The sequence below is a fragment of the Ensifer sp. genome (assembly GCF_035999135.1).
GTDB lineage: Bacteria > Pseudomonadota > Alphaproteobacteria > Rhizobiales > Rhizobiaceae > Ensifer.
This window is the reverse complement of sequence record NZ_DASYGZ010000079.1, coordinates 11894-34449: the sequence shown is the minus strand read 5'-3', so window position 1 is coordinate 34449 and position 22556 is coordinate 11894. Positions and strand designations below refer to the sequence as shown.

18 protein-coding genes and 1 pseudogene are annotated in these 22556 nt (G+C 57.5%); 3 read left to right on the top strand and 16 right to left on the bottom strand.

Annotated features, from left to right (window positions below):
- Positions 1-2: 2 nt before the first annotated feature.
- The 5 genes from VGO12_RS08965 to VGO12_RS08945 all read right to left on the bottom strand — a co-directional run bounded on the left by VGO12_RS08965 (position 3) and on the right by VGO12_RS08945 (position 5357).
- Complete coding sequence (locus VGO12_RS08965; RefSeq protein ID WP_327512385.1) at positions 3-437, bottom strand: EcoRII N-terminal effector-binding domain-containing protein; 435 nt, start codon at positions 435-437, stop codon at positions 3-5.
- On the bottom strand, positions 434-2266 hold the full coding sequence (locus VGO12_RS08960) for a DEAD/DEAH box helicase (RefSeq protein ID WP_327512384.1): 1833 nt from the start codon (positions 2264-2266) through the stop codon (positions 434-436). The genes VGO12_RS08965 and VGO12_RS08960 overlap by 4 nt, the downstream gene beginning before the upstream one ends.
- A complete protein-coding gene (locus tag VGO12_RS08955; protein ID WP_327512383.1) occupies positions 2259-3074 on the bottom strand; it encodes an HNH endonuclease in 816 nt (271 codons plus the stop codon). Before VGO12_RS08955 ends, VGO12_RS08960 begins: the two co-directional genes overlap by 8 nt.
- 1 nt (position 3075) lies before the next feature.
- A complete protein-coding gene (locus tag VGO12_RS08950) occupies positions 3076-4710 on the bottom strand; it encodes an ATP-binding protein (RefSeq protein ID WP_327512382.1) in 1635 nt (544 codons plus the stop codon).
- A 293-nt stretch (positions 4711-5003) separates the two neighbouring features.
- Positions 5004-5357, bottom strand: a complete 354-nt coding sequence (locus VGO12_RS08945) for a hypothetical protein (RefSeq protein WP_327512381.1) — start codon at positions 5355-5357, stop codon at positions 5004-5006.
- Between the two features lie 175 nt (positions 5358-5532).
- Here VGO12_RS08945 and VGO12_RS08940 point away from each other — a divergent pair, with 175 nt between their 5' ends.
- Positions 5533-7317 carry an ATP-dependent nuclease gene (locus VGO12_RS08940; protein WP_327512380.1) on the top strand — a complete coding sequence of 595 codons (1785 nt, stop codon included), beginning with the start codon at positions 5533-5535 and terminating at the stop codon, positions 7315-7317.
- Entirely contained in the window at positions 7304-9121 is a 1818-nt protein-coding gene (locus tag VGO12_RS08935; RefSeq protein ID WP_327512379.1) for an ATP-dependent helicase, read from the top strand. Before VGO12_RS08940 ends, VGO12_RS08935 begins: the two co-directional genes overlap by 14 nt.
- A 533-nt stretch (positions 9122-9654) precedes the next feature.
- Here the strand turns inward: VGO12_RS08935 and VGO12_RS08930 are convergent.
- From VGO12_RS08930 to VGO12_RS08910, 5 genes and pseudogenes are all read right to left on the bottom strand, one after another.
- Entirely contained in the window at positions 9655-11532 is a 1878-nt protein-coding gene (locus tag VGO12_RS08930; RefSeq protein WP_327512378.1) for a hypothetical protein, read from the bottom strand.
- On the bottom strand, positions 11529-12008 hold the full coding sequence (locus tag VGO12_RS08925; RefSeq protein ID WP_327512377.1) for an ABC-three component system middle component 2: 480 nt from the start codon (positions 12006-12008) through the stop codon (positions 11529-11531). The genes VGO12_RS08930 and VGO12_RS08925 overlap by 4 nt, the downstream gene beginning before the upstream one ends.
- Positions 11996-13000 carry an ABC-three component system protein gene (locus VGO12_RS08920; protein ID WP_327512376.1) on the bottom strand — a complete coding sequence of 335 codons (1005 nt, stop codon included), beginning with the start codon at positions 12998-13000 and terminating at the stop codon, positions 11996-11998. Before VGO12_RS08920 ends, VGO12_RS08925 begins: the two co-directional genes overlap by 13 nt.
- A gap of 129 nt (positions 13001-13129) precedes the next feature.
- Positions 13130-13536 (bottom strand): annotated as a pseudogene (locus VGO12_RS08915) (helix-turn-helix domain-containing protein); the annotation flags it as partial.
- Positions 13537-13936: 400 nt separating this feature from the next.
- Positions 13937-14638, bottom strand: coding sequence for a hypothetical protein (locus VGO12_RS08910; RefSeq protein WP_327512375.1), 702 nt, complete (start codon positions 14636-14638; stop codon positions 13937-13939).
- Between the two features lie 515 nt (positions 14639-15153).
- Here VGO12_RS08910 and VGO12_RS08905 point away from each other — a divergent pair.
- Positions 15154-16314, top strand: coding sequence for a site-specific integrase (locus VGO12_RS08905; protein ID WP_327512374.1), 1161 nt, complete (start codon positions 15154-15156; stop codon positions 16312-16314).
- A gap of 32 nt (positions 16315-16346) precedes the next feature.
- Here VGO12_RS08905 and serA read toward each other — a convergent pair whose 3' ends face one another.
- From serA to repA, 6 genes are all read right to left on the bottom strand, one after another.
- On the bottom strand, positions 16347-17585 hold the full coding sequence (serA, locus tag VGO12_RS08900; RefSeq protein WP_327512373.1) for a phosphoglycerate dehydrogenase: 1239 nt from the start codon (positions 17583-17585) through the stop codon (positions 16347-16349).
- A gap of 104 nt (positions 17586-17689) precedes the next feature.
- Positions 17690-17989, bottom strand: coding sequence for a type II toxin-antitoxin system RelE/ParE family toxin (locus tag VGO12_RS08895; RefSeq protein WP_327512408.1), 300 nt, complete (start codon positions 17987-17989; stop codon positions 17690-17692).
- Between the two features lie 17 nt (positions 17990-18006).
- The gene (locus VGO12_RS08890) at positions 18007-18252 is read right to left on the bottom strand and encodes a type II toxin-antitoxin system ParD family antitoxin (protein WP_327512372.1); all 246 of its coding nucleotides are present in this window, start codon (positions 18250-18252) and stop codon (positions 18007-18009) included.
- Between the two features lie 255 nt (positions 18253-18507).
- The gene (repC, locus tag VGO12_RS08885; protein WP_327512371.1) at positions 18508-19722 is read right to left on the bottom strand and encodes a plasmid replication protein RepC; all 1215 of its coding nucleotides are present in this window, start codon (positions 19720-19722) and stop codon (positions 18508-18510) included.
- Positions 19723-19906: 184 nt separating this feature from the next.
- Complete coding sequence (gene repB / locus VGO12_RS08880) at positions 19907-20899, bottom strand: plasmid partitioning protein RepB (RefSeq protein WP_327512370.1); 993 nt, start codon at positions 20897-20899, stop codon at positions 19907-19909.
- On the bottom strand, positions 20896-22071 hold the full coding sequence (gene repA, locus VGO12_RS08875) for a plasmid partitioning protein RepA (RefSeq protein WP_327512369.1): 1176 nt from the start codon (positions 22069-22071) through the stop codon (positions 20896-20898). Before repA ends, repB begins: the two co-directional genes overlap by 4 nt.
- Positions 22072-22556 lie beyond the last annotated feature (485 nt).

Here is a 22556-nt window from a genome sequence, read left to right as displayed (position 1 = left end):
CCTCAATACACGCGCTGCCAACCGCGCAGGCGAATTCGAACAGGCGCCGACGGCTCGGCTTCAATCGTATTATTTGGGTTGCGAACCGAGACATCGTATCGCCAGGTGCCAGGCTTGCCCGACAGCACAAGCATATCTCCCGCCGCTGCCCCCGCAGACCGGAAAAAGCCCGTCATATGAGTTATGCGGAATTCATCACGCGTGCCACCGGGGTCGTGATGGCTGTTATTGTAGTGGATGTACCGGAAGCGCCAGACGACACCTGCGTTATCCTTCATCTCAATCCATGCATCGGGGTTTTTGATTGAGGGGTCTAACGGAGGCAAGAACGAGAGCAGGTCGATTTGTGATTTGGGAATGTGGACCCCTGCCTGGTGGGCGCCCGTCTCGCCGGTATCGTTGGCGGTGAGCTCCTTCTGATAAGTCTGGATTGTCATTGCCCGTTCCTTTCCGGCCGTATTGTGAGGGCGCGCTGCAGATCGTCGGCGTCGCGCGTCGAGACAGGCACGGCCTCGTTGCCCATCTCGCGTCGCCACGCCGACCGGTCGATCATGACCCGCTCGACGGTGTTCTCATAAAACAGGCGGTAGACGCGGACAGGCTCGGTCTGGCCGCGGCGGTGCGCGCGGGCACTCGCCTGAGCCTCAAGCGCAGGGTTCCACGCCTGGGTGTAGTGGATTACAATCGTGGCCGCTGTGATGTTGAGGCCCGCGCCCGCGGCTTTCGGATTGAGGAAAAGGCAGGCAGGCCCTGAATGTGCCGTAAAAGCATCGACGATCGCCTGTCGGTTATTCTGCGGAGTCGATCCGTTGATCGCATCCCAGAATGCGGTAGGAAACCGATCTCCGACGGCTTCGCGGATAATATCACCACAACGGTTGAAGATTGCGAAAACAAGCACCTTCTGGTCGGTGCGGAATGCCTCATCGAGAATGGCGAGAGTCCGCTCGATCTTGGGCGTAACAAGCGGCAATCCCGGCATTCTACGGCAAGATGCGTCATCGTTGCTATCCGCTTGTCCATCCTTCCCCTGGAGCCATGGATGCGCACAGAACAGCTGGAGCTGGCCGGTCGCGACCAGAGCCCCGGCCACAGGATATTTCTGCAGCGTATCGGCAAGCACTGCGTCGTAGAGCACCGACAAATCCTCGCCGAGCTCGAGGGGTAAGTCGATGTCGATGCGCTCGGGAAGGTCACTCGCTACATCCCGTACCTTACGACACAGGACAACCGGATCTGTCAGGTGCGCGAGCCGGCGGGCTGAGTCTTCCGAATCAGAGAACTCTGCCTCAAACCCCGTTTGGCTGCCCAGCAGGCCCGGAATGGCGAGATCGGCCAAGGACCACAGGTTAAGAAGTGAAGTTTCCACTGGCGTGCCGGTCATTGGAATCGTCCGCCGCCGCGGAATAGCTGCGATCGCCTTGCGACGGGCAGAGTCAGGGTTCTTGAGCGCCTGAGCCTCATCACAGATCACCCAACTCCAGGTCATGCCGGAAAAAACCGCGATGTCGTTCACGACGGTGTCGTATGTTGCAAGCACGATCTGCGCTCGCTGCAGCCCCCTCGTGATACCAGCGCGATGAGGCCCGCGGTGAATGAGCACCGACAGCTCGGGACCAAATTTCAGGATCTCGTTGCGCCAATTGGCGATCAGGCTTGTCGGACAAATGATAAGGGCCGGCTCGTCGTTCGACGGCTGGTCACCAAGCAACAACGCAATGATCTGGATCGTCTTTCCGAGACCCATCTCGTCTGCGAGAATGATGCCGCCGGTGTGACGAACCGTCCGGCCCATCCATTCGACCCCCTGAGCTTGGTAACGGAAGAGTGTCGCATTGAGACCCGGAACGGCCGCGTCGTCAGCCAGCTCTGCCGCTGCCTTGCCAGCAGGCTGAAAAACATCTGCATCGGCAGCGACCGGAATGTGTGGGTTATCGATCCGCAAAAGGCGAATGACGTCCGCGAAAACAAGATCCTCGGGGTCCGCATCACCTAGCATCTGCTGCACCAGTTGCGGGGCATCGCGGGGGATCGGTCGGATCACCGACCCATCATCGACCCAGTTGCGATCGCGACCGGTCACGTACCAGATCGCCTTTTCGCCTCGAACCGTGCGGGTACCGGCAAGCGTTGCGACAAAGCGTCCACCCAAGCGACGTACACGAAGCTCCGCCTCCACAAGCCGGTTGGACAGCTCCCTGCCAGCCGGAGGGTGCAAAGCAAGTTGCCTGAAGTCGGCGGGAAGGTCCGGAGGAAGGTCAGTCATGACACATCGCCCGGAGTTCGTCTGGGCTCCATGGTAGCGGGCGCTTGGTGTGAGCTGCGCGGTGGCAGTTGGGGCAAAGCGGGATTAGATCCACGGAAGGGTCGTAAGCGCGCGGCTCCCCCAGCGAGGATAACGGCTGGATGTGGTGAACTTCGATAATCGAGCGGAGACCGGGATATTGGCGAGCCGGATCGAACTCGCAAACCTTGCAACGCTCACCATGAATCCGGAGTGCGAGCAGGCGGTTTCGCGGATTTCGTTCGCGTCGTCTAACGACCGAGATCGAAAGCGCACCCTCGATCTCGCCTGCCGGCGAAGCTGCTTCTTCTATCGGATCGTAGCCGTAAAGTTCGGCCATCGCTGCAAGAATAGGGATGACAAGTTCGCGACATGTAGTCGCGAGCGCATCGTCCTCAAAGCGCTCAACAATGTTGCGCTTTTCGGCGGTAAGCGAAAAGCTACCATCGTGTATGCGCCAGGTGTCGAGCGACTGGTCTCCCGCGAAGCGTACAACAGCACTGTCGGCGATGGAGGCCACGAGGGCGCGGGCCAACTGCACTTCCTCGGCATCGGCACGGTTCATCTGGCCGATGGTGTCTGACGCAAAATTTCCAAAGGTGAGCATCGCCCGGAACCGGTTCAGGCCCACGGGCCGCAAGGTTACGATCGGGCTATGGGTTCGTGGAAGATCCGCGAACCAGAGCCGCAATCCGGCCTGCATCCCGGAACGATCCTCCTCAAGTCCGATTGCCGCCCCGGTCCCTTCCTCGACTTCGCGGAGAATGAACGACTGTTTTGCCGCTAGCATCTCAATCCTCGTCGTCCTCACCGCCGTTCAGCTCGTTTTCGTCGGGCAGCGGAACATCGCGCAGCAGCTTCCGGAGATTGGTTGAAATCTCGTTGCGGATATCCTCGAAAATCGGCTCGAGTTCTTCGTTGATATTGTTGTTTTCTGCGACTGCAAATGCCCAGAGCAGCAGATCCATACCTTCGACTGCATAGCCGCTGGCGGCCGCTCTCTGGTAAATCTTGAGATAGAAGTCGTGGTGCTTGTTGATGCGAACACCCGCGACAAAGCCGGAATCTCCGTCGCTGCGCATCGCAGGCTCCCAGAGATCGCCCGACGTGATGGTCTCCACTGCCTCGACGTGGATGTTGCCTGGTCGGACGTTGGTATCGACGGGAACGCGCAACTTGATCCCGGACCCCCGATTGTTCGAGACAGTTGCAGTCTTCTTCGATGGATCAGCGGATACAACGCTCGGTCTTGCCGTCGCTGGTGTGTTGTCGATGGCTTTATTCGCGCTGCCATGATCCACGCCACGCTCGACCGCTGCCTTTCTTTCGGTTCGGCGGTAGCGGTTCCCTGCCTCACGATAGACGGGTTGCAGAAGCGTGCGGAGTGCCTCCTCAAGCGCCGGGTCGAATAGTATCTTCGACTTCTTGACGTCGACCTTGAATGCTTCATCGAGTTTGTGGGTAAAATCAAACTCCACCCTTAAAAGCGAATAGTGCGGTTCGATGACACCAAAAACGCCAAGCCATCCGCCCTGCTGAATGACGCGTCCCTCGCGGTAGATGTAGAACCCCTGCCCGCGATTGGTGATGTTGGCGACCTTCTGCTCCTCTTTCGTCATGTCCCGGCGATGCGGCAGGATCCATGCCTTGATGTGCGCGGTTTCAACGCTACCGTCCTCAAGCTCGATCTCCAGCTGCTGCTGCTGGACCGACAGGACTTGGTCCGACTTCTCGGGATAGAACGGGTTCCAGGCCCGGACAGGTTGACCATTTACCGAAATCGAGACCTTGCGCTCGCGGGCGTCGCCAGCATCAAGAAACCGATGGTAAATCAGGGCGACATGCTCGATCAGGCGCTCACCTAGGCGTCTGATTGCAGCCTGTTCGCGTGCCCCGCCTGGATCGTCATATTCCTTAGCGAGCAGTCGATCACACTTGGACCATACGACGAGCGTTCCTTTTTCTCCGCAAAGCTCCTCAAAGATCTCGTATTCGTCAGCAGTGATCGGCTCACGCAACATCTCCCACTGGTTTTGCTTCTCGACGTGCTCGAGATCCCAGGAAAGCTTTGCGAAATCGGCATCGGGCCCGGTTCGCGAGATCACCGTAAACTTGATACAAACCGAGCTTGAGGCAGTTTTCAGGCCGAGACCGAACTTGCCGAGGCTCGCAAGATTAGCGCGCGCGGGGGCACCGTATCGCATCGCCGAAAACAGTGTAGCGCCGTTCATGCCGTCACCGTTGTCGCCAAAAAATACAAATTTGCGACCGTCCTCAGCAAGCTCGATCCTGACACTTACTTCGGTGGCCCGGGCAGCAATGGAATTGTCGATAATGTCAGCGGCCGCGGTGTTGAAGCTGTATCCCGTGTCCCTTAGTCCATAGATAAGACGCGGTGCATCAGGCTGATTTATAAGATCGTCCACTGAACTTGGCTCCCTGCGCCACCGCCCGCAGTTGCAGGCGTTTCCCCCATTCTTACTCATGCCTAGATTGCACACGCCAGAGTTAAAAAAAAGAGTCCGTCGGCTATGCGACACCGGAAAGATCGTCGCTCGTATTTCCAACCGTTGCTCATTGACCTACACTATAAATTGTACAAATCTGGCGTGATATGGGTTGGTCGCTGAAGTGACGAATTGAACCAACGCCCCAGCTGTTTCGTTCACCACTTGAAAACACTGGATGATCGTCTGGCCGCGAAGCACCGCGTACGTGTTCAGCAGCGACCGGTGGTTTCCTGATCGGCAATCGCCCTGACGACCTCGAAGTCCGTCTCGGCACGCGGTTCGATCCGCGCGACTTCGCTGGCGATCCTGGACCAATGCCAGTAGTCACCGGCATTCCCTTGTGCTCGGCTGCACGCGGCCCTTCGCTGCGCCTCGTAATAGGCATTGACCGGGTGACAGCAGCAACCCGAAGCCGCTTGCATCTTCCTGCCAACGGCGGCGGATCGCCCGACGGTGTTCGATCCATTGCCGCAGGAGTTTGATGCATGGCCGGCTCCGCTGCGCTGCCAGAAGCTCTGATCGGGGAGGCTCCAGATCGCAGAGGTCTCGTCTCCGAACGGCATGGCAACTCCCTCGAAGGCGCATATCCCGCCCATGCGCGGATGACCGCGTCGAGGATGTGTCACTCTCGAATTGTTAAGGACTACCCGACAAAGTTGTTTTTTGGCTAGCAGAAGTTCGCAATTTGTTCGAATACGATGAAAATACCGCAGAGTCAGACGCAGGAAGGGTTACTAATTGAGAATTTCACGGGTCAAGATAAGCAATTATGCAAATTTTTCCAATGTCGATGTTCAAACCGGTGACAGTATTGTCATTGTGGGCGAGAACAAAGTTGGAAAGAGCAATTTCGTTCGTGCTCTGCAGCTGATACTCGATCCAGGCCTTTCCGAGCGTGATCGTCAACTCGGGATCGAACACTTTTGGGATGGTCTTGGCGAAAACAAGCTCGGCGAAACGGTCGAGGTCGCGGTTGAATTCACCGACTTCACTGATGATCCGCGTTTGATGGCACATCTCGACGATTGTGTGGTTGATCCGGGACCGCCAATGGTGGCGCGTCTGACCTATCGCTTTCAGCCGAAGGCGAACCTCGGACGGGCTGCCGAGAGCTTGGCAGACTATGAGTATATCGTTTTTGCAGGCACCGATCCCGACATGTCGATTGGATCGTCCTTGCGACGAATGCTGCCCATGGACGTACAGGTTGCGTTGCGCGATGCCGAAAAGGACTTGGCGAACTATCGCAACTCTCCGCTGAAACCACTGATCCAAGAGCTTGTGAACTCTCTGGGCGAGGCCACCCGCACCCAAATTCAGAACCAGGTGAACGATGCGCAGGCTCAACTGGTGAGCCATCCCGAGGTCGTAGCGACCGCCCAGCGAATTAGCGACCGTCTAACCGCAATAGCCGGAGAGCAGCATGCTGTACCACTAACGCTTGGTCTGGCGCCGACCCGGGTAGACGCACTATTACGCAGCCTGCGATTGCTGATAGACAATGGCGCACGTGGCGTTTCCGACGCTAGCCTAGGCACAGCGAACCTGATTTTTCTTGCGCTAAAGAGCCTGGAACTGGATCGCCTTGTGGACGAAGGCGAGCGCGATCATACGTTCTTCGTCGTCGAAGAGCCCGAGGCGCATCTTCATCCGCATGTTCAACGTCTAGTATATCGCTATTTTCTTGGTGATAACGCAGACGCAGAAGCATCGGCGCCACCCCTGACAACGATCTTGACGACGCACTCACCGCACATCGCCAGTATCACGCCGGTCCGGTCGATAGTGCTGCTGCGTCATGATGAGGCAACGAATGCGACCGTTGCCGTTTCGACAGCGAATGCACCTCTTACCGCGCGAGACGAGGCGGATCTTCAACGGTATATCGATGTCAGCCGCGGCGAGATCTTCTTTGCGCGTGGTGTGATACTGGTGGAGGGAGACGCTGAGCGTTTCCTGGTGCCTGCTTTTGCCGAGGCCCTGAACATCCCGCTTGACATGCTCGGGATTACGATATGTTCGGTCGGGGGCACCAATTTCACGCCCTACGTCAAGCTATTGGGCCCTCGGGGACTCAGGATTCCACACGTCGTTCTCACGGACCGAGATCCCATTGTAGGAGGTAATCCACTTGTCCGAACCCGATTGATTAATATTCTGCGGCAAGTTGAGGCCGGGGTGAACTACACGCCGCTGAGCGCGGATGATGTCATCGCACGGGCTGAACCGTTCGGTTATTTTGTGAACAGTAATACGCTCGAACCTGAGCTCTTCGTTGGTGGACTCGACGAGGCAATGCAGACCGTCTTAGGGCAAGAGCTGAATCTCGCTCCCGCCACTATTGAGGCGATCCAACATTGGGTAGACGGCACCAATTCTCTCGACCAGGATCGATTGCTCAGGCTAATTGAGCGGATCGGCAAAGGCCGCTTTGCGCAGGCGCTGGCTCCGCATGTCAGCGAGCAAACATGCCCGGACTATATCCGGCGGGCGTTGGAGCATATCCGCGATGCCGTTTCGTAGTGTCAGCAATGCCTATCTCGCGCAAGCGGCAGATCTGGCCGGAAACGAGGGTCAACAGGCGGCCTATGATTCGGTGGGCAACTGTGTTGTTCTTGCTGGCCCCGGAAGCGGCAAGACGAAAACACTCGTTCTCAAGCTTGCGCGGATCATGGCGGAGGACGTCCGCGCGCCGCGGGGGGCGGCCTGCATAACATATAGTCAAGAGTGCGCACGGGAGCTGACGCGCCGGCTGGAGCGCCTCGGCCTTCGAGAGGCGTCCAATCTTTTCATCGGGACTGTCCACGGCTTCTGCCTCAGGCATTTGCTCATGCCCTATGGCCGCTTGGCCAACCTGCCCGTGCCATTTCCGCTCGCGGTCGCCACGCAACGCGAGAGTGAACAGGCGATGAGGCGCGCGGGCGATCGGCTTTTCGGTGTCGGCCATCCCCACAAGCCAATGGAGCTCGGGCGACATCGGCGGTCCATCCTTGATCGGGCCTCGATCGCTTGGAGGAGCAAAGAGGAGCTCGCCGCATGGACGGACGAATATGAGGCTGAGCTGCGTCGAACGGGGCTTGTCGACTTCGACGACCTCGTGATCTTCGGACAGCGGTTGGTGTCGGAGCACGATTGGGTACTGCCACTGCTACAGGCGAAGTTTCCGGTCCTTGCGGTCGACGAATATCAGGACCTTGGCGTTGCTTTGCACCGAATCGTGAAGCGTCTGGCATTCGAAGGCGGTATTCGGCTCTTTGCTGTCGGCGACCCGGACCAGTCGATCTACGGTTTCACCGGCGCGGACGGCACGCTGCTACAGGAATTAGCCGAACGGCCTGACGTTCAGCCCGTTCGGTTGCAGCTCAACTATCGGTCGGCCTCTCGCATTGTCAGTGCGTCCGAGATGGCACTCGGCGAAGAGCGCGGTTATCAATCGAGTGATCCCAATCGGCGGGCGGTCATCGAATTCGTCGAATGTGACGACGGGCTTGCTGGACAAGCCGCTCACGCGGTTGCGGAGATCATACCTGCGGCGCTTGCTGCTAAACCCGGTCGTACGCTCGGTGACATCGCAATCCTCTATCGGGACTATCGTTCCGGCGATGTCATCGCGGAGGCCGCCGTTGCCGCTGGGCTAAATTTCGTGCGCGTCGACACCGCGGCGCCATACAAGAAGGTTGGGCTCACGAGTTGGATCGAAGATTGCGCAGCGTGGTGCGCAGGAGGATGGCGCATAGCGCGGCCGCAATTGCGTGGGCTACTCGATCGTTGGCTCGGATTCCATCGAGCCCGGGTTACACAACAGCAGGCCAGAGACGAGTCTCGGCGGCTAACACAGCTGCTCTGGTCGCTCCGATCTGATGATAGCCTTGCCCGGGACTTCGTCTCGGGTTTGCGTGTGGGTATGCTGGATGGGTTGATCGCGGCAGAGCCGAGCCTCGCCGACCAAGCCGAACAGGTGGATCGGATGACGGGCGCACTCGCAGTCGGAGGCGCGCTGGCTGATCTGGTGCTCGCCGATCTCAGCGGGAGTGAGGGTTCCCCACATCATTTGAATCTTTTGACGCTGCATTCGGCCAAGGGATGCGAATACGACGTGGTGATTATGGTTGGTCTCGATCTCGGTGGGTTGCCCTGGCGCAATGAACTGCCAGCGGCGCTGAGAGAGAGCCGCCGTCTGTTTTACGTAGGTCTTACGCGTGCTCGGGACGAAATCCATATGCTCTATTCCGGCTTTATGGATACAAGATTCGGCAGAAAATATTGGGGGCGCTCTCCATTTCTGGATGAGCTCGAAGCGCGCATGGAGGCCGCGGAGACCGAATAGCCCATGCTTTAGTCGAAGACCTAGCGGATCTCTTCTACGGCTTTCTGCGAAGAAGCGGAAGCAACAGAACAGCCTTCCCCCTGCTGCGCGCGCAGGCGGGCGTTGCGGAATTCCGGATGCATGGCAGCAAGCGGCCGGCGGTTGTTCAGCTCCTGACCGCGACGCTCGGACGTACTTCACCATCGCAAGCTAACTGGTCTGCCCCCTGAAAGTGATCCCTCTTGAAGTATGGCTTATGAGCCTCAGAAGGACATTCAACAGCCAGACCTCGGAGGAGCGGCCGCTTTCCTACGATTAAATGCCAAACGATAGAACCACCCAAAGGCAGAGTTTCATTGGTTTGCGCGTCGGCAAAAACGTCAAGCAAACCTGGTCGACCAGTTTAAGCGCGTCGCCCTTTCTGATGGTGATGATGCAGGCGGATACCCAATATCTCCCGATGGCGGGTTCAACATGGTGGTAAGCGAGCTGATGACCGCTGATGACCAAATCAGCGACTTGAATAACGATTCCGATATGCTGGGCGTTCTCTCCTAGAGGAACCCTCTCCTACCGTCATCTGCGAATGGGCCCGTAAAGGTAGTAACCCTGCAGTCCTTCGGAAGATCAGTAGGCGGTGGATCGTTTTCTACAATAATGAACTGCCCATTCTTCGCCCGCTTCACCAAATCTTCGTAGAAATAAGTATTTAAATTTGCGTTTTTCACCGCGACTTCATCATCTGATAGCTCACCGTGTCTAGATTTGTGCGGATCGCGATAGCTTAGCAATGGGCTATCAAGAGCTACGATGCCGGGATGTGGCAATTCTCTTTGTCTGCAATACTCGAACACACCGATTTTGAATGCAGCGTTCATCAACGCCCGTACACCCTTACCGTTGCTCCGACGATCGGCGCCATTAAGCAATATGTCATGGGTTCGTCCATCGAAGGCGACAACGGGCTCTCCGGGAAACTGCCAAGCCCTTAGCACGGACTGAACCACCATTGCGAAATCATGGCCCGTCGTACTGGAAATGCCGATCGTAACTGCATCCTTCGATTGACGGCTGGGCTTGAAGCCTGCCAACTCGGCTCGTCGAGTCTGCAGAGCTTGGATCCGGCGCTTCAATGAGAGACCGCTTCTGATTCTCTGCCGTTCGCGATCAAGGCGCTCGTACTCCCTACGAGCCTGAGCCTCATTTGGTCGAGCAGTTGCGATTGAAATGTCTATCTCCACTAGAGACTCGGCGATGGCCTGTTTTCGAGCATAGACCCCTTCCCTCTCCAACGAAAGTGAACGGACCGCGCGAGCGAGATCAGCCTTCTCGGCGCTGATCTTCGCCATTTCGGCAGAAACTGCCTTCTGCGATAGCTCGACGGCTTCGTAGCCATGAGAATGACGCTGGTTTTCCGGATCGGCTCCGCACAATGGACACATTCGACGTGCACCTGCCAAAAGAGCCTCAGCTCCTTCCGCTAATCCATGCAGACGCTCAAGGTCGTTGTCGTAGACTGACCTCAGCAACTCGAATCTCGACAAAGTGAGGTCAATTTGCTCAGCGCGTGTTTCAAAGTCTGCGAGGCTGTCTCGGCGAGAGCGCCTTTCTGATACCAATGCGTCAAGTCGCGTTTGCCTAAGAGAGAGGGTCGACTGCCAAGAAGAAATCGTTTCTCTGATCCGCTCTTCCTGTGAGTCGAGATCGAGGTTTTCGAGATCCTCGTCTTCCGGAAACATGCGGCCGAGCTCGTCCAGTGCGACGGAAATCATCTCATCGACTATTTCAATTTTCCCGACATTCTCGTTGCGCTGCTCTTTGGCTGATTTCGCAACAACTAACAGGCTGTCATCAACGCCGGTCAGGAGGAACTTGAAAACATTCTTGTCAAAGGTAGGCCCGCTTTGTGCCGAGATTTGAATTGGGCTCCACTCAGCCATCATCGGGGTTTCTTCGGTAAACATGTAATGCGCGAAATGACGGAAAGTGAAATTGCTTTTTTTACCGTCGGTATTATTCGCAATCTGCTTTCTCGATATACCTAATTCTTCGAGGAGCAGACCAGAAATGCTCGGTGAGGTGGCCGAATGGGTCGCGGATATTACCCGAGCACTTTCGCTATTTCCGACTTGCTCAAGAGGTTTATCGAAAATTGATACTCCACCGCCAGAAAGTGAGCGTCGCAGCGTGACCGGTCCCGCGTTCGGAAGATCAACTTCAAGCCAGCACGCTTCCATCCCTTCACGCTGCTTGATTTCCGGCAGGAGCGATCCAGAGCCGAACATGTAGTCGAGCGACTTGATGATGAAGGTCTTCCCGGCATTGGACGCCCCCCAAATTACGTTAAGGCCGGGCACAAACTGTAACTCGCGGGTCTCCCGTTCAGGGCCTGTCATAGCAAGCCGCTTTATGATGATCCGGTTTTCCATCATGCGCCTCGGTAGAAGGAGTCGGTCCAGTCACCGAGCTCCTGTCGCGCGAAGGCATTGAAACCGGGTTTGGTTCGTTTTCGGATTTCCGATGCCAGCCAAGCCGCACAGTGTTTCAAATGCAGAGAATACGGCGTCTCAAGCAGTTCTACGTACGAGGCCGCATCGTCGGCTGCTCTCCAGATAAAGCCACGTTCATCGGTGGCTTTCTCCAATAGGTGGCACCGTCGCATAAGTTCTAGTCCAGCCTCGACCAAGCGCCGACGTACCAGCAACTCCCCTCGCCTTTCGGGAATCTGCGCGTGAAGGGATCGAGGTCCACCGAGATCAGCGGAATGGACCACCACGTGATCGAAGAGAACCATTTCGGTAATATCTGCATGCAAAGGTCTCAAGGACTCAAGAATGACGACGGAGCGTATTCCAGCTTCCAAGCGCGAGTTGAACAGCTCGCTGAATTCATGGGCTACTGGTTCCATTTTAGGCGCCCATCGGTTGCGAGATGGTGGCACATCCCTTGCCGCACCGGAGGGCGTGACATCCTGCCTAACAGAGAAACCTGTGTCATTCCGATGTGCTTCATCACAGCATTGATTCTATCTAACCGCGAAGAGTGTGATTCGCGGTAGACGTCAACCACGGTATGGAAAATGTCCTTCTTAAAGGTTTCCATTGCTCCGGGAGCCGTGTTGTCTCGGTGAAAGCGGTCAAATGCGGCAGCTTCAAAGAACCTTGTACGTTGAAGCTGCAGGTGGCCGGCGTGATCCGGGTGAGCGAGCACGTCGTCGATTGTAGGAAAGGCCGTGCCGGATGTCTCCCCGTACACCTCGCGAAGCTGATCGAGATAAATCATCTCCACCTCGCTGATCGTCTCAGGTGCATCTGCCTCGGGCGCCTCATCAGGAACTAGGCCAAGGATCTTGCTCAAAGCAGGCCCAACGTCAGGTTCCTTTGCGAGCAGTGTCCCCGATAGATAGTCGATGCGGGCAAATTCGTAGGTATTTATGAGCGTTCTGATTTCGTCGCTCAGGAGAACTTCTTCGTTGCGAGTTATGCCGGTTTTACAGGTATCATCCCATTGTTCCAGCAGCGCGGTGCGCAATTGCTCCTTGTTGAGAAGCAGGGTCTGGAGAGGGCCAGTTATCCCACGGGGGGAGACAAAGATATATCGCTTGGGAAGAGTTGCGTATTCACCCTTTAAGTGGTGATAGAAGATCTTGCCGAGCTCTTTAAGCGCTTCACCGATCCCCAGCTTCGAACCCCGCGTTTTCCGCTTGCACTGATAGAGATCCCAATCGCCTTCATGTAGCTTGTCGGTGGCAAATCCCACCACATCGCGGCCTTTATCACTCGACTTGCCGAGTCGCTCGGTTCGATAATACTTGGTGGAGCGGTTATGGAGCCAAATATCGACAAATTCCTCTAGCTCGTCGTCGTCAAGCTCTTGCAATCTGATCGCGACACTTCGCATGTAAATCTCACAATATAGCCGTACTGAGCTTACATCACGGTTATGGCCGTGCAATCTCCGAGTGCAGTCGTCGGCAAAATAATGTGCCGACTTTGGCTCAAGTGCTTCTGAAGGCGAAAAGCAATTAGATCACCCCCATGCTCGAAACCTCGCCCTGTCCATCATCTCCCGCAAGCCTAGTTCACCAACTACCCGCCGCGCCGCCTGCGGTGTGACCTCGAGCGTCTTCACGACCATGCCGGCCGAGACGAGCGGTTTTGCCATAACCAGCTCGATCAGTTCCGCAGCTTTGACGATATTCGCCGCCCGGTGAGCTTTCGCTCCATCATCTGCCGCGCCAGCGCCAGGCGGTCGTGCTCCTTGAGACCTAGCTCGGCGACCGCGAACATCCCGTCGGCGATGGCGAGCAGCCTTATCTCGCGATTGCGATGTCGGCGGCGATCGACGGGAATGGATATCAGGCCAAGCTTGAAAGCGGCGAGACGCGCCGCAATCGTGATGCTGGCCTCGCGCAGTAGCGACACCGCCAGCAACCGCGGGCGCATTTCTACCGCGAGATCCGCGACTTTGTCCGCAGATACAACCAGCAGCGCGAACGCTTGGCAATATGCCCAAATTCTGGAGGCCGTCCATTGACCGGCTCACGCGAGCGCCGCTCCTAACCCGCCGCGCCTTCCTCGCCTCGCTGGCGGCGCCCCTCGCCCTTGCGGCCACCCCCAACGACGATCAGCGGTCACTACAACTCAGGGAGCCTCACCTCCCCACGCAACCATGTAAACCAAAAGCCCCCTTCGCTTGTGCCTGTCCTACGCGACTCCCGTTCATCGCCAACCTCGCGGCAATAACCTGAATCCCCTCTCATCGGCGCCGCATCAAGTTGTCCAGCGGGCGTGCCGGCCCAGCTGCGCCCTTCCTGGGAGGGTGCGGCCCCTGCGCCTACTTGGGTTCGGGTTCGCTTGATGCTGTCTTTTCAACACTGTCTCGAAGGATGCGCACGCTAGTCTTCGCCCGCCGCATAGTTCTCAGCACATCAATTAGTGCAAAGAGCGCCGCCCCGAGTGCAGCAATGGTCAACAGCATCTCCATCGTCGTGGACTTGGCGGATGCGGGAACTTCGACGACGATAAATGCTTGGGTGAACCAGGTCGTGGCAACGCCGACTGCGATTGAGAAGGATGCCAGCACAGCGACCAGCCACTTCTTTCTTCGCTTGTCCGCTCCGTTGATGGGTTTTTCAGGCTGGGCGCTTCTGCCGCTTTCCTCGATAATCTTCAGCACGTCGGCCTTCGCGGCTTTATCTAGGAATTGGTTTTCGATCGCTTCACACGTCACCAAGTCGAGCACATCGGAGTAGCTGCTCAAGTGGTTGCCATCTATTTGCGCCTTGTACGCCTTTGCCTTTCGCATCGCTGAGAAATGGCCCAATGAGAGCGACTCCCTTTCCACCGCTATTCGTCGAAACACGGAAGCAACAAGCTCAAGGTTCGTAGCACGGAGACGCTCTTCTCGCGCGCCTTCAGTCTTGCGATAGGCCACGTAGAACGTTGCGAATGTCGCGGCCAAACCCAAAACCGTCGAGAAGACAGTTCCGCCATCCATCTCAGGCAGCCAACTCCATAGCCAGCTCAAGTCAGTCAACCTCGTCCCCCTCCCCTCGCGCCTTAATTGAGTGCTCCTCGCAACTCAGAACTTTGAATTACACGCGCACTAATTAAGAATGCGTCTCAAAGTAGAGAGACCTGCCCGCAATGCGCCTAGCCAGCCAGCCGCCGGCAATGGTCAATTCGTGGGTCGGAGCGCGGATGTCGTGACAGCGCCGTGCCGCGTCAGGTACTTGAAAATCGTTCGATCCAGCCCGCTCTAGCCCCCCAACGTGGATTTGCTCATCGTAGAGGTGAAAACGCATGACGCGACGCGACGCCCAGCGACGGTCGTTGGCATCACCGGATACGCCTCTTCGTCAACTATTAACCATATGAATTAACGTCGTTAATATTGTAAACAGAAGCTATAATGCATTAAGCTTCCGTCATTCGAACGTCAAATCTCATGCTCCATCATTATCGATAGGTTTCAAGTATCGATAGTGATAGTTTTGGAGTCGCAAATCAGCTAGATCCGGTAAAGGCCCAAAGCTTGATGGAGCCGCGAAAATGGCGAAAAAGACACCGTCCGATGCCGTCCACCGGCGTGCCGAAGAACTCGACGCGCTCGACGCCATCCTGCCGTTCGATCGCCGTGATCAGCTCGCCACCCTTCTCACCGACGACGACGTCGCGACGCTCAAGCACCTTGCCAACGAAGGCATGGGCGACAACACGCTCAGGGCGCTTGCCTCCGACATCGGTTATCTCGAGACCTGGTGTCAGCTTGCCACGGGAAGCCCCCTCCCCTGGCCGGCGCCCGAGAGTCTGCTGTTGAAGTTTGTCGCCCACCATCTCTGGGATCCGGCCAAGCGGGCAGAGGATCCGTCCCACGGCATGCCGGCGGAGGTTGGAGCTGGCCTGCGGGGCCAGCGCCTCCTGCGCGCCGACGGCCCGCATGCGCCCGAGACCGTACGACGACGGCTGACGAGCTGGTCGATCCTCACCCGTTGGCGAGGCTTGGCGGGTGCCTTCGATGGTCCCTCGTTGAAGTCGGCGTTGCGGCTTGCGGTCCGGGCCAGCGCCCGGCCGCGACAACGAAAGAGCAAAAAGGCGGTGACCGGTGATGTCCTGGCAAAGCTGCTCTCGGCCTGCGCCGGCGAGCGCACGGTCGACCTACGCGATCGGGCACTGCTTCTGACGGCATTTGCATCCGGCGGACGCCGCCGGTCGGAACTGGCGGGGCTGCGTGTCGACGATCTCAGCGACGAGGATCCCGTGGAGGCCGATCCGACGGATCCTGGCTCCCCTCCCCTCCCCTGCCTGTCGATCCGCGTCGGCCGTACGAAAACGACGACAACTGACGACGACGAACGGGTGGTCCTTATCGGCCGGCCGGTGCTGGCGTTGAAAGGTTGGCTGCAGGAAGCCGGCATCAACAACGGGCCGGTGTTTCGACGCATCGATCAGTGGGGGAACATCGATCGCCGGGCGCTGACGCCGCAATCCGTCAATCTGATCCTGAAGGGCCGCTGCAGGCAGGCGGGGCTCGACCCGACCCTGTTTTCGGCGCATGGACTGCGATCAGGCTACCTGACCGAGGCCGCCAATCGCGGCATACCGCTGCCTGAAGCGATGCAGCAGTCGCTACACAAGTCGGTCACGCAGGCCGCGAGCTACTACAACAACGCCGAACGCAAGAACGGACGAGCGGCGCGACTGATCGTCTAGGAGGAATACGGGCGGAACGGTGCTAACAGCTATCAGTAAACCAATCGCGTTCGTATCGTTCCAGGAATATCGCGTAGAGCCTGAAGAATTTCATCGGTACTTCCGGAAATTCCTTCGGCCTCGACCACCACATAGCCCGTGTCGCCATGCGTCTGAAGGAACTCGGCGACGATGTTCAGCCCGCGCGATGAGAAGATCTCGTTGAGCTGGATGAGCATGCCCGGGCGGTTTTCATGCACGTGAATGAAACGCGTGCCGTTCGGGCGCTCGGGGAGTTGCACCTGCGGAAAGTTGACGGCGCCCATCGTCGAGCCGATGTCGGAATACTCGACCAGCTTCCTTGAAACCTCCCCGCCGATGCGCTCCTGGGCTTCCTCGGTGGAGCCGCCGATATGCGGTGTCAAAATGACATTGCTCAATCCTTGCAACGGCGTCTCAAAACGCTCGTTGTTCGATGCCGGCTCCTTGGGGAACACGTCCACCGCGGCACCCGCCAGATGGCCGTCCTTCAGGACTTTCGCAAGCGCATCGAGATCGACCACCGTGCCGCGAGAATTGTTGATGAAGATGGCGCCCTTCTTCATGCGGCGCAATTCGGTTTCGGTGATCATGTTATGCGTCGAGGGTGTTTCGGGAACGTGCATTGTCACGTAGTCAGAGATCTCGAGAAGGTCGCCGAGCGAGGCCATCGACTCCGAATTGCCCCGGCGCAGCCGATCGGAAAGATCGAAATAGCGCACCACCATGCCCATGCTTTCGGCAAGCGCGCTGAGCTGCGAGCCGATATTGCCGTAGCCGACAATTCCGAGCGCCTTGCCGCGGACCTCCCGGCTGCCGACAGCGGATTTCTCCCACCCACCCTGATGCGCGGAAGCCGAGCGCGGAAAGATCTGTCGTGTCAGCATGATAATCTCGCCGATCACAAGCTCGGCCACTGATCGCGTGTTTGAATAAGGTGCATTGAACACCGGAATGCCGCGCCGCCGCGCTGCATCCAGATCGACCTGGTTCGTACCGACGGAAAAACAGCCAACGGCGATCAATTTCTTGGCGGATTCGAAAATCTCGTCCGTAAGCTGCGTGCGGGAACGAATGCCGATGATATGAGCGTCGGCGATGTGGCGCTTAAGATCCTTGTCGTCGAGCGCCTTCGGCAAATGAATGAGGTTGGTGTAGCCCGACGACGAAAAGTGGTCCACGGCAGTCTGGCTAATGCCTTCCAGCAGAAGCACGGAAATGCGCTCGCGTGGGAGAGAAAGCTGGCGGGTCATAACTATTGCTCCGATCTGCGGAAGGCTATGCGGCTGCGGCGCAAACGCGCCAGTCTTTCGAATCTGCTGCTCACACGACGATTGGTCAGTGGAGGCGTCTGGTGCTACTCGTCCGTGTCAAATGAAAACCGGTCATCGATGCCGCGATGCCCTTCGATGATATTGACCACCTCGAAACGTTCGTCGACATAGCGGAAAAAGATAACGTATCCCTTGAACGTCATGCTCCGCACATCAGGGCGCAATTCCGGCCGTGCTCGACCGAGAGTGCCCGGGAGATCGGCCAGTGTCCTGCATTTTTGCCGAAGTTCCCCGACAAACCGTCGCCCAGAGACCAAACTACCGCTCTGTCGAGTGATGTACTCGAGAATACTGACCAGATCTGTGAGTTCCGAAGGCAGCATACGAAGCTGCGGCACCCTTAGAAGCCTTCCTTGGTCAGTTGAGCGGCCCTGGCTTCAAGCGCCGCGTCAATATCTGCGTCGGACACTTCGCCACCGTCGGAGATAGATTTGTTGAGCAGGCTGGTCAGAGCCCTCAACTTCTGTTCGCGCTCCTCGACCAGCCGAAGCCCTTCGCGCACGACTTCGCTGGCCGAACCGTAACGGCCGTCCTTCACGATATTGGATACAAAGGCTTCCCAACGGTCACCAATGGAAACGTTCATGTCACACCTCCGACATGCCCACAGCATGTCACAATAACAGAATTTGAGCAATTATTGACATCGGGCTTTGTGAGCGCTCTATCCCGCATTCGAGTAGCGTTGAGGTTTGGTTGACCGATCATGTGGCGCGAACATGGGGTCGATGGGCTTCGAAGCAGTTATACCTTTTTTGTGGAAAGGTATAACCATAGAAGCGATCGGAAAGTGAGGTATGGGGAGCCTCCTCCGCCAATCAAGCGCCGAACAGTCACAGGCTTAGGCACTCGCCTTTCTAGGCCCGGTACTCGTCCGCATCAGCGCCATCAGCATCGGTCCCAGCGAAAACTCCCCGCGCTCGGCCCTCCTCGTCAAGTCGCGCAGGTAGCCACCGGCCGAATTGATGTGCCCTGCCCTTTCTAGAATGCACGCCATGACGGCGGCCGCGTTCTCTGCCCCAAGGATTCCGCGGGCCTCCTCATAGGCACTCGGACTGACGCCGAGCATGGATCGAACCACGACGGCGGCCGACAGCAGGTCGCGCCAGCTGCCGATCGCGCCGTTTGGCCCGTAGTCACGGATTGCCGGGCAGGCCTGCAGCACTATTTCTAAGGGGAACGCCTTTACCGGCTCGCGCATTGGCCGGATTTCAGGTCTCAGCTTCGCCCCCAGCTCCTTTCCAGAGCTAGGTTCAAGTTCATTGGTGGATTCGGTATTTGAATTCTGTATGTGGTGTTCATTTCGGACATCATTGATGTCCATATTTTCGGAATTTTCCTGAATTTCCAGCCGGTTAATGATCTCGTCGCGTAACTTTTGCATTTCATCGAGGATCGGCTCGATATCCGCAACCGTTGGCGTGCGTGGGATGCGTCCAATCAGCTCGACAAACATGTCCTCGATACCTCTCCAATCGCGGGCAGCTCCCTCTTCGATCGCCGCGGTGAGCAATTTGCGAACGTCTCGTCGGCAAATCGACAGGGCCTCTTTCGTCGCACGGAAACGCCTGCGTTCGGCAGCAATCTGCTGAGCCAGATGTGCGAGTTCTTCGGCGCGCGCGAGCAACGGCGCCAGGCTGAAGCCGAAGGCCTCCTCGATCGTGCCTGCATTGCCCTTGCGCGCGTAGCGCTTGCCGTTGGCACTGTCCTTCCGCTGGATCAACCCGGCCTCGACCAAGGCCGCCAGATGCCGGCGCAATGTCGTTCCGGCAATGCCGTGAGCGCGAATAGACAGTTGCTCGTTCGACGGGAATACGACCAGATCACGGTCTTCGGAAAGTTCGCTCTCCGGATAGAAGGTCAGCAGCGCATTCAGCACTGCCAAGGCGCGGTCCTGGACACCAAGCGCGGCCCTTGCCTCGCAAGCGGCACGAAACACCTTCCATTTGTCTACAGACTTTCCAACATTGATCTCGGCGGTCCGCATTTGCCCTCTAATATGGGCAAGCGAAACCGACCGCCGCCCAAAGGGCGTCGTCACATTTCCACCTTGCATCTTCCTTCACCTCTTTTCGAAGGCAAAAGAAACTTGCTCACCAAAAACGGTGCCAAAGACTCTTGACGGGGATTCGGGGAAATGCGATTCTCGGTTTGCTACAACACAGAGAAGGGCTTCCACGACGGCAACGTTTGGGGGCCTTTTTCTTTTGCGGTTATCCTCCAGCTTCCAACTTCACGGCCTATCGGGCATTCCTCTGCATGAATTGATCATGCAACTGTTCAATTTGTTCAGCCACGAAATCGACGAACCCACTCGGTACGGACTTGTTGAATGCAAGCTTCGAACCGGACTTTCCGTGGCTCACCTGCCCAAGCACGAGACCGTGCGAAACGAGCTGGGGCACGTCAACGGACAAAAGTGTCCCCTCTGTCTTGCCGGTAAGTGCTTCGAAGACGCTTGTAAAACGGGCGTTGGTGTCAGCGCTGCGAACTTCTTCTTTCACCAGCGCCGACTGTGCGACTTGAAGCGGCGCGTCATGGGATGACCACTTCGCTTCAAAATCCACCCAACGCCGACGGCCGACGTCCGGCGCGGCGCCGATTTCCTGAAGCACGTCATGGGGTAATGCGCTTGCCAGCCGGATCATCTCCGAGACGTGAGACTTTCCGGTACTCAGCGACTTGCTGATGACGTCGCGGCTGAAGCCGGCGAGCTCCTGCGCGCGTGCAAACAGGCACCGCTCGATAAACGAGAGATCGAAGCGGTTGCTGTTTTCTTCGCCCTGCAGGACGATTGCATCTTCATCGTTCAAATCCCGGGCTATCGCCTTGAACTTGACACCCAGCAGCCTGGCGGCGGCAAGTCGACGGCGCCCGAACACGATCTGAAACGGCCTGGGCGCGCCCTGCACCGACCGAACGAGACCCGGAGTGCTCTGTCCGTGCTCAGCCATCGACTGAACAAGTTCTGCAAGATTGGCAGCTTCGTATGCCGTGGCGAAACGATCGGGAATGGCGGAATCAAGGATGTCTTCCGGATCGATCTCAATGATCTGTCCGCCATCCTTCAAGAGCCGCTCTGCAAGCTCGCTACGCTCCTGGATCTGCCTGACCCCAGCTGCGACTTTCAGCAGATGCGGAGACGTCGTCCTTTGCGCCCCGGCCCTATCGGGTGACGCGTCGAGTTGGTTGAGGACGTTTGCAAAAAGACCTTTGGAATCCTTACGACTCATTCTCTCCCCCATGCCTTCCAGAAGAGGGCCTCCAGTTCGGCATTCGCAGCATTGATGGACTCGATGGCGCGGTCATAGGTCTTCGGCGCGGAGAAGCGCGACCGTTGTACCTCGTAGAGGCTTTGCTTCCAGGTGAGCGCATCTGCAACGGCAGTCGACTTGATGACGGAGTTCAGGAGCAGATCCTCACCGAACACCTGACGCATGAGCGCGGACATATTGGCCTGGGGATGGTCATTGGGCTCGAACTTGGTGACCAGGAACTTTGCGAAATCCCACTGAGCCGATGTTCCCACCTCGTCGAGGATCTGCATGTAGGAGGCGGCGAGCTCGAGGAACTTCGCCGTAGAGTCGACATCCAGCATGTGTGCTGGAACCGGAATGACAACGCCGGTAGCCGCCGTGAGTGACGATAATGTCAGGAAGTTCAGCGACGGTGCGGAATCCATCAAGATGAAATCATAATCGTCGGCAACCTGTTCGAGAGCCTGCGATACGCGAAGAAGAAAGCCGGTCCCTCCGGCGCGCCGCATTTCCAACGCTACGGACGTCTCGAATTCGGTCAGTTCCAGCCCGGCGCAGATAACGTCGAAGCCAGCGATATGCGTCTGATGAACTATCGCTTTCGTGGGGATCGGGTCTTCGAAACGGATCGCGGAATAGAGCGTGTCGCCTTCCCTGTAATCGAAACTCGGGAGGTTCCCGTGAAGCGCGGTCAACGAGGCCTGCGGATCGAGGTCGACAGCCAGAACCCGATAACCTCGGAGTGCCAGATAGTGGCCAAGGTGGATCGTCGTCGACGTCTTGCTCGACCCGCCCTTGAAGTTAGTAACCGCGATGATCTGGCACTGCTCGTTACCGGTGCGGCGCGGGTTCATCCACTTCTTGCGTCCGTTGGCGGCGAGTGCCAAGCGCAATTCGAGGACTTGCTCAAGCGTGTAGAGACGACGACCATTGGCGATTTCAGGAGAAGGCCCCTGCTCTTTCGCAGCAACCTGACGGATATAGGCTTCGGTCACACCGAGGAGCTGCGCGACCTCGGTCGACGTGAACTTGCGCATGCTGCGCCGCGCGTCTGGCGGAAACTGCGCCATGCTCAGATTGCTCAACGCCAGCTCGAGCTTGCTGGAGAAATTCTCCATAAAGGAAAGGCTGCTGAGATGTCGCGTCATGAATGAGAATCCTTGGTGGTCACTGTCGCTACTTAACGGGCGTTGTGGTTAACGGTCCGCAAACAAGCACGTAACTACTCAAAAACCCGAAGTTTCGGATTTTCTTCGCAACTAAGGGGTACTCCGATTCGGGTGGGATCATCAATTATGGCATGCCGGAGCGATAGACCTGAACAGGCCTTGTCGAAAAGTTCCCCGCGGGGAACTCCGGATGGCATCTCGTAGCCAGCCTTTCCATGGGCCGCCGTGCAGGGCGTCTCGTACAGACGGCCAACAGCGGGCAAGCAAGATCTAATGCGGACTACCTCCGCTTGGCTTTCGCAAAAGTTCCCCGCGGGGAACTTTCAGTTTCGAGAAGCACTAAAATCACCCACGGTGGCCGTCAGGCGCCATGACCGCATTTCCCGCGCAAGACTGCGCCAACGATCGCCAATAACGACCGGCCTCATCTTTATGAGCTGCCTCACTTGGTGCCGGTTTGTCCG